This is a genomic window from Treponema zioleckii, from assembly GCF_014737315.1.
Lineage (GTDB): Bacteria > Spirochaetota > Spirochaetia > Treponematales > Treponemataceae > Treponema_D > Treponema_D zioleckii.
In genome coordinates this window covers 1-677 of record NZ_JPUF01000158.1, presented here as the reverse complement: position 1 = coordinate 677, position 677 = coordinate 1, and the positions used below count along the sequence as shown (strand labels likewise).

Genomic DNA, 677 nt, shown 5'->3' with positions numbered 1-677 from the left:
ACAGCTTCCGCAGATTCGGCTTCTTCGTCTCGGAAAGTTCTTCAACGGCTTCCGCAGGCTCGGATTCCTCGACTTCGGAAAGCTCTTCTGCAGATTCCGCTGGCTCGGCCTCTTCAACCTCAGAAAGCTCTTCAACGGCTTCCGCAGGCTCGGCCTCTTCGACTTCGGAAAGCTCTTCTGCAACTTCGGCTGGCTCGGTTCCTCGACTTCGGAATGTTCTTCCGCATCTTCCGCAGGTTCGGATTCCTCGACTTCGGTGAGTTCTTCCGCATCTTCCGCAGGCTCAGCATCCTCGACTTCGGTGAGATCTTCTGCATCTTCGGCTGGTTCGGCCTCTTCGACTTCGGAATGTTCTTCAACAGCTTCCGCAGATTCGGCTTCTTCGTCCTCGGAATGTTCTTCAACAGATTCCGCAGATTCGGCTTCTTCGTCCTCGGAAAGTTCTTCAACTACTTCGGCAGGTTCGGCTTCTTCAACATCGGAAAGTTCTTCTGCATCTTCGGCAGGTTCAGCATCTTCAATTTCGGAAAGTTCTTCCACAACTTCGGCAGGCTCGGCTTCTGCGACTTCGGAAAGTTCTTCCGCAGATTCCGCTGGCTCGGCGTCCCCGACTTCGGAAAGTTCTCCTGCATCTTCGGCTGGTTCGGCCTCTTCGACTTCGGAATGTTCTTCAACAG

General features: G+C 53.9%; 1 pseudogene. It reads right to left on the bottom strand.

The features are described from left to right. Window positions 1–677: pseudogene (locus JI65_RS17005) on the bottom strand (hypothetical protein); the annotation flags it as partial.